4 protein-coding genes and 1 rRNA gene are annotated in these 4,180 nt (G+C 74.6%); 2 read left to right on the top strand and 3 right to left on the bottom strand.

Translation table 11 applies throughout. The annotated features are described in order from the left end of the window. Positions 1–91: ribosomal RNA gene (rrf, locus tag ACFXA3_RS37225) — 5S ribosomal RNA — on the top strand; the annotation flags it as partial. A 151-nt stretch (positions 92–242) separates the two neighbouring features. Beyond that, the gene (locus ACFXA3_RS37220) at positions 243–608 is read left to right on the top strand and encodes a nuclear transport factor 2 family protein (RefSeq protein ID WP_385194754.1); all 366 of its coding nucleotides are present in this window, start codon (positions 243–245) and stop codon (positions 606–608) included. 28 nt (positions 609–636) lie between these two features. Here the strand turns inward: ACFXA3_RS37220 and ACFXA3_RS37215 are convergent, their stop codons facing one another. Genes ACFXA3_RS37215 through ACFXA3_RS37205 form a run of 3 tightly spaced genes read right to left on the bottom strand, consistent with a single transcriptional unit; the run spans position 637 to position 4,108 of the window. Beyond that, positions 637–1,947, bottom strand: a complete 1,311-nt coding sequence (locus tag ACFXA3_RS37215) for a DUF58 domain-containing protein (protein WP_385194751.1) — start codon at positions 1,945–1,947, stop codon at positions 637–639. After that, positions 1,947–2,909 carry an AAA family ATPase gene (locus tag ACFXA3_RS37210; protein WP_385194748.1) on the bottom strand — a complete coding sequence of 321 codons (963 nt, stop codon included), beginning with the start codon at positions 2,907–2,909 and terminating at the stop codon, positions 1,947–1,949. The genes ACFXA3_RS37215 and ACFXA3_RS37210 overlap by 1 nt, the downstream gene beginning before the upstream one ends. Continuing rightward, positions 2,906–4,108 carry a DUF4350 domain-containing protein gene (locus tag ACFXA3_RS37205; RefSeq protein ID WP_385194757.1) on the bottom strand — a complete coding sequence of 401 codons (1,203 nt, stop codon included), beginning with the start codon at positions 4,106–4,108 and terminating at the stop codon, positions 2,906–2,908. The genes ACFXA3_RS37210 and ACFXA3_RS37205 overlap by 4 nt, the downstream gene beginning before the upstream one ends. Positions 4,109–4,180 lie beyond the last annotated feature (72 nt).

Below are 4,180 nucleotides of genomic sequence, written 5' to 3'. Positions count from 1 at the left end.
GCCCGGTTACATTCCGAACCCGGAAGCTAAGCCTTTCAGCGCCGATGGTACTGCAGGGGGGACCCTGTGGGAGAGTAGGACGCCGCCGAACAATCTTTGTGGGAAAGCCCCGCACCAGCCCTTATGGGTTCGGTGCGGGGCTTTTCTGCGTTCTGGGTCCAGGGTCCATACCCTGGAGGGAATTGTCCGCCGGGTGGGAGTGGCGGACGATCAGGGCCTCACCACTCACGAGGAGGCACGTCATGTCTGCTTCTACGGCGTCCACGGCCGAGGTCATCGAGCGTTTCAACCAGGTGTTCCAGCAGCGGGACCCCTCGGGGCTCGCCGCCCTGGTCGGCGCGGACTGCGTGATGGAAGGGCTCTCGCCGGCCCCCGACGGCACCCGGGTGGAAGGGGCGGAGGAGTGCATCCGGTTCTGGAGCGACTTCGCCACCGACCCGGCCAACGACTTCGAGGTCGAGGACGTCACCTGTGCGGAGGAGCTGTCGGTGATCCGCTGGAAGCTGGTGTTCGGGCCGGGCGAGAAGGACCATGTCCGCTGCGTCAACGTGATGCGGGTACGGGACGGGCTGATCGTCGAGGCCCTCGGGTACGCCAAGACCGGCTGAGCCCCCGAGGGCCGGACGGCTGACGGCGCTACAGGCGTCCCGCTGCCTTCAGGGCCAGGTAGGCGTCGGAGAGGGCCGGTGCCAGGGTGTCCGGGGTGGCGTCGACGACGTGGACCCCGTGGCGGGTGAGCTGCTCCGCCGTACGGCGGCGGGCCGCCTGGGACTGGGTGCCGGCCGCGGCCTCGTAGACCGCGTCGAGCGTGCCGCGGGACCTCGTCATCTCCTCGACGCGCGGGTCGGCCACCGACGCGAGCAGCACCGTGTGGCGCTGCGTGAGGCGGGGGAGGAGCGGGAGCAGGCCCTCTTCTGTCGGGGCCGCGTCCAGGCTCGTCAGCAGCACCACCAGGGACCGGCGCGGGGCGTTGCGGAGGATCGTCGAGACCAGGGTGCGCGCGTCGGTTTCGACGAGCTCCGGTTCCAGGGTGGCCATGGCGTTGACGAAAGCCGGCAGGACGTCGCCGGCGGGGCGGCCCTGGACCTGGGCGCGGGTGCGGCGGTCGTGGGCCAGCAGGTCGACGCGGTCGCCCGCCCGGGAGGCCAGGGCGGCCAGCAGCAGGGCCGCGTCCATCGCCGAGTCCAGGCGGGGGGCGTCACCCACGCGGCCCGCCGACGTGCGGCCCGTGTCCAGGCAGATCAGGATGTGCCGGTCGCGTTCCGGACGCCAGGTGCGGACGGCGACCTTGTCCTGGCGGGCGGTGGCGCGCCAGTCGATCGAGCGGGTGTCGTCGCCGGGGACGTAGTCGCGGAGGCTGTCGAACTCGGTGCCCTCGCCGCGGGTCAGGACGCTGGTGCGGCCGTCCAGTTCGCGCAGCCGGGCCAGCCGCGAGGGGAGGTGTTTGCGGCTGGTGAAGGGCGGCAGGACCCGGACCGTCCAGGGAACGGTGTGGGTGCCCTGGCGGGCGAGCAGGCCGAGCGGCCCGTACGAGCGGATCGTCACGCGGTCTGCCTGGCGGTCACCGCGGCGGGTCGGCAGCAGCCGGGTGGTGATCCGGCGGCGTTCGCCCGGCGGGACCGTCAGGGTGTGCCGGGAGGCGTCGGCCTCGGTGCCCGGGAGCCAGCTGCTGGGGGGCCAGGCGTCGCGGACGCGGGCCCGGAGCGGGCGGGTGCCCGGGTTGGTGAGCGTGAGGTGGACCTCCGCCGGTTCGCCGAGGCGGACGGAGGAGTCGCCCGAGCGGGTGAGCGTGAGCCGGCGGACCGGAGCCGCGAGCGCGTAGTCGACGGCGCAGGCCAGGCCGAGGGCGCCGTTGACCGCGAGCATCCCCGTCCAGCTCGGTTCGAGCAGGCCGACGGGGATGCTGCCGAGGGCCGCCAGCAGGGCGGCGCGTCCGGTGAGGGCCATCAGCGGGGGACGGGGACGTGGGACAGGATCGCGGTGATGACGGCGTCGGCCGTGACGCCCTCCATCTCGGCCTCCGGGCGGAGTTGGACGCGGTGGCGCAGCGTGGGCAGGGCGAGGGCCTTGACGTCGTCGGGGGTGACGTAGTCGCGGCCGGTCAGCCAGGCCCAGGCGCGGGAGGTGGCCAGCAGGGCGGTCGCGCCGCGCGGGGAGACGCCGAGGGTGAGGGACGGCGATTCGCGGGTGGCGCGGCAGACGTCGACGACGTACCCGGCGATCTCCGGGGAGACGGACACCTTGGCGACGGCGTCGCGGGCCGCTTCGAGTTCGGCGGCGCCGGCGACCGGGCGCAGGCCGGCTGCCTGCAGGTCGCGCGGGTTGAAGCCGGCGGCGTGCCGGGTCAGGACGCCGATCTCGTTCTCGCGGGAGGGCAGGGGCACGGTGAGCTTGAGGAGGAAGCGGTCCAGCTGGGCTTCCGGGAGGGGGTACGTGCCCTCGTACTCGACCGGGTTCATGGTGGCGGCGACGAGGAACGGCTCGGGCAGGGCGCGCGGCGTGCCGTCGACGGTGACCTGGCGCTCCTCCATGGCTTCGAGGAGGGAGGACTGGGTCTTGGGCGGGGTCCGGTTGATCTCGTCCGCGAGGAGGAGGTTGGTGAAGACCGGGCCGTTCTGGAAGGAGAACTCGGCGGTGCGGGCGTCGTAGACGAGCGAGCCGGTGACGTCACTGGGCATCAGGTCCGGGGTGAACTGGACGCGCTTGGTGTCGAGGGCGAGGGACGCCGCGAGGGCCCGTACGAGGAGGGTCTTGGCGACGCCGGGCACGCCTTCGAGGAGGACGTGGCCGCGGCACAGCAGGGCGACGACGAGACCGGTGACGGCCGAGTCCTGGCCGACGACGGCCTTTCCGATCTCGGTGCGGATCGCTTCCAGGGAGGAGCGGGCGCTGTCCGTGGTGGCCGTCATGAGGTGCGGACCTCTCTTTCGAGGGCGTCGAGGTGGTCGGCGAGCGCGACGAGTGCCGCGTCGTCGGCGGGTGTGGTGCCGAAGAGGAGTGCGGTCAGGTCCCCGTGACCGTCCGTCAGGCGGGCGGACACGGCGGGGACCAGTGCCGCGGGTTCGTGGGCGCCGGTGGGCGGTACGCCGACCAGGGCGGCCAGGCGTTCGCGGGCGGCGGCGCGCAGCACGGTCGCGGCGCGGTCGCGGGCGCCGGCCTTGCGGTAGAGGCGGGCGCGGCCCTCGGTGGTCTCGGATGCGCGGATGGCGACGGGCAGTTTCTCGGTGACGAGGGGGCCGAGCCGGCGGGCGCGCCAGAGGGCGGCGAGGGCCGCGGCGAGGAAGAGCTGGAGGAGGGCCCAGCCCCAGCCGCGGGGGACCAGTTCGAAGAGGCTCTTCTGCTCGCCGGGGTCCTCGTCCTGGATCTCCGTCAGGGAGGGCAGGTACCAGACGAGTTCGGGGCGGGAGCCGAGGAGCTGGAGGGCGAGGGAGGCGTTGCCCTCCGAGGCGAGCCTCTTGTTGAGCAGGATCGTCCCGGAGCCGAGGAGGACGGTGTCGCCGCCGGTGGTGCCGGAGGGCAGGACGAGGAGGGTGGGGTGGCCGTCGTCGGGGTAGCAGGCCGTGCCGGTGGCTGCGCCGGTCGGTCCGTCGGTGGTGTAGCGGTAGCCGCCGCCGGTGCCGGCGCGGCCGGCGGAGAGGGCGGCGGGCAGGGGGCAGGCGGGGTCGAGGTCCCGTTCGAAGGCGCCGCCCCTGGTACGGGCGGACGGGGCCAGGTCGGGCAGGCTGAGGCCGCTGGGGGCGAGCAGGACGGTCCGGCCGCCGGAGAGGTCGATGACGGAGCGGATGGTGCGGCGCTGGGTGTCGCCGAGCCGGTCGGGGTCGGTGACCAGCACGGTGGTGCCGGGGCCGGCCGCGGCGGCGGCCTCGCGGGCGGTGGTGACGACGCGGGTGGTGACCCCGCGGGCCTGGAGCAGCTCGGCGAGGGCCCGGCTGCCGTCGGGGTCGGCGGAGCGGGGGTCGAGGCGGCCGTGGCGGCTCCCGGAGCCGAGGGCCGCGAGGGTGATCGCGGCGACGAGGAGGATCCCGAGGCAGATCATTGCGCCGCGGAACCGCCGCCATGCCGCGAGAGCGCCCGGGCCGGTGCCGGTGCCGGTGCCGCCGGGCGGCAGGGTGCCCGGGGCTCCGGGGCGGGGCGGGGCGCTGGTGGGCCCCGAGGGGGCGCCGTGGGCCTCTTCGGGGCC

The sequence above is a fragment of the Streptomyces sp. NPDC059456 genome (assembly GCF_042750055.1).
Taxonomy (GTDB): domain Bacteria; phylum Actinomycetota; class Actinomycetes; order Streptomycetales; family Streptomycetaceae; genus Streptomyces.
Note: the sequence above shows the minus strand (reverse complement) of the source record. Positions and strands in the feature narration are given on the sequence as shown.

What these genes read in the sequence shown, in the direction of transcription:
- ACFXA3_RS37220 (WP_385194754.1), top strand. Translation starts at nt 243, where the DNA reads ATGTCTGCTTCTACGGCGTCCACGGCCGAGGTCATCGAGCGTTTCAAC.
- ACFXA3_RS37210 (WP_385194748.1), bottom strand. Translation starts at nt 2,909, where the DNA reads ATGACGGCCACCACGGACAGCGCCCGCTCCTCCCTGGAAGCGATCCGC.
- ACFXA3_RS37215 (WP_385194751.1), bottom strand. Translation starts at nt 1,947, where the DNA reads ATGGCCCTCACCGGACGCGCCGCCCTGCTGGCGGCCCTCGGCAGCATC.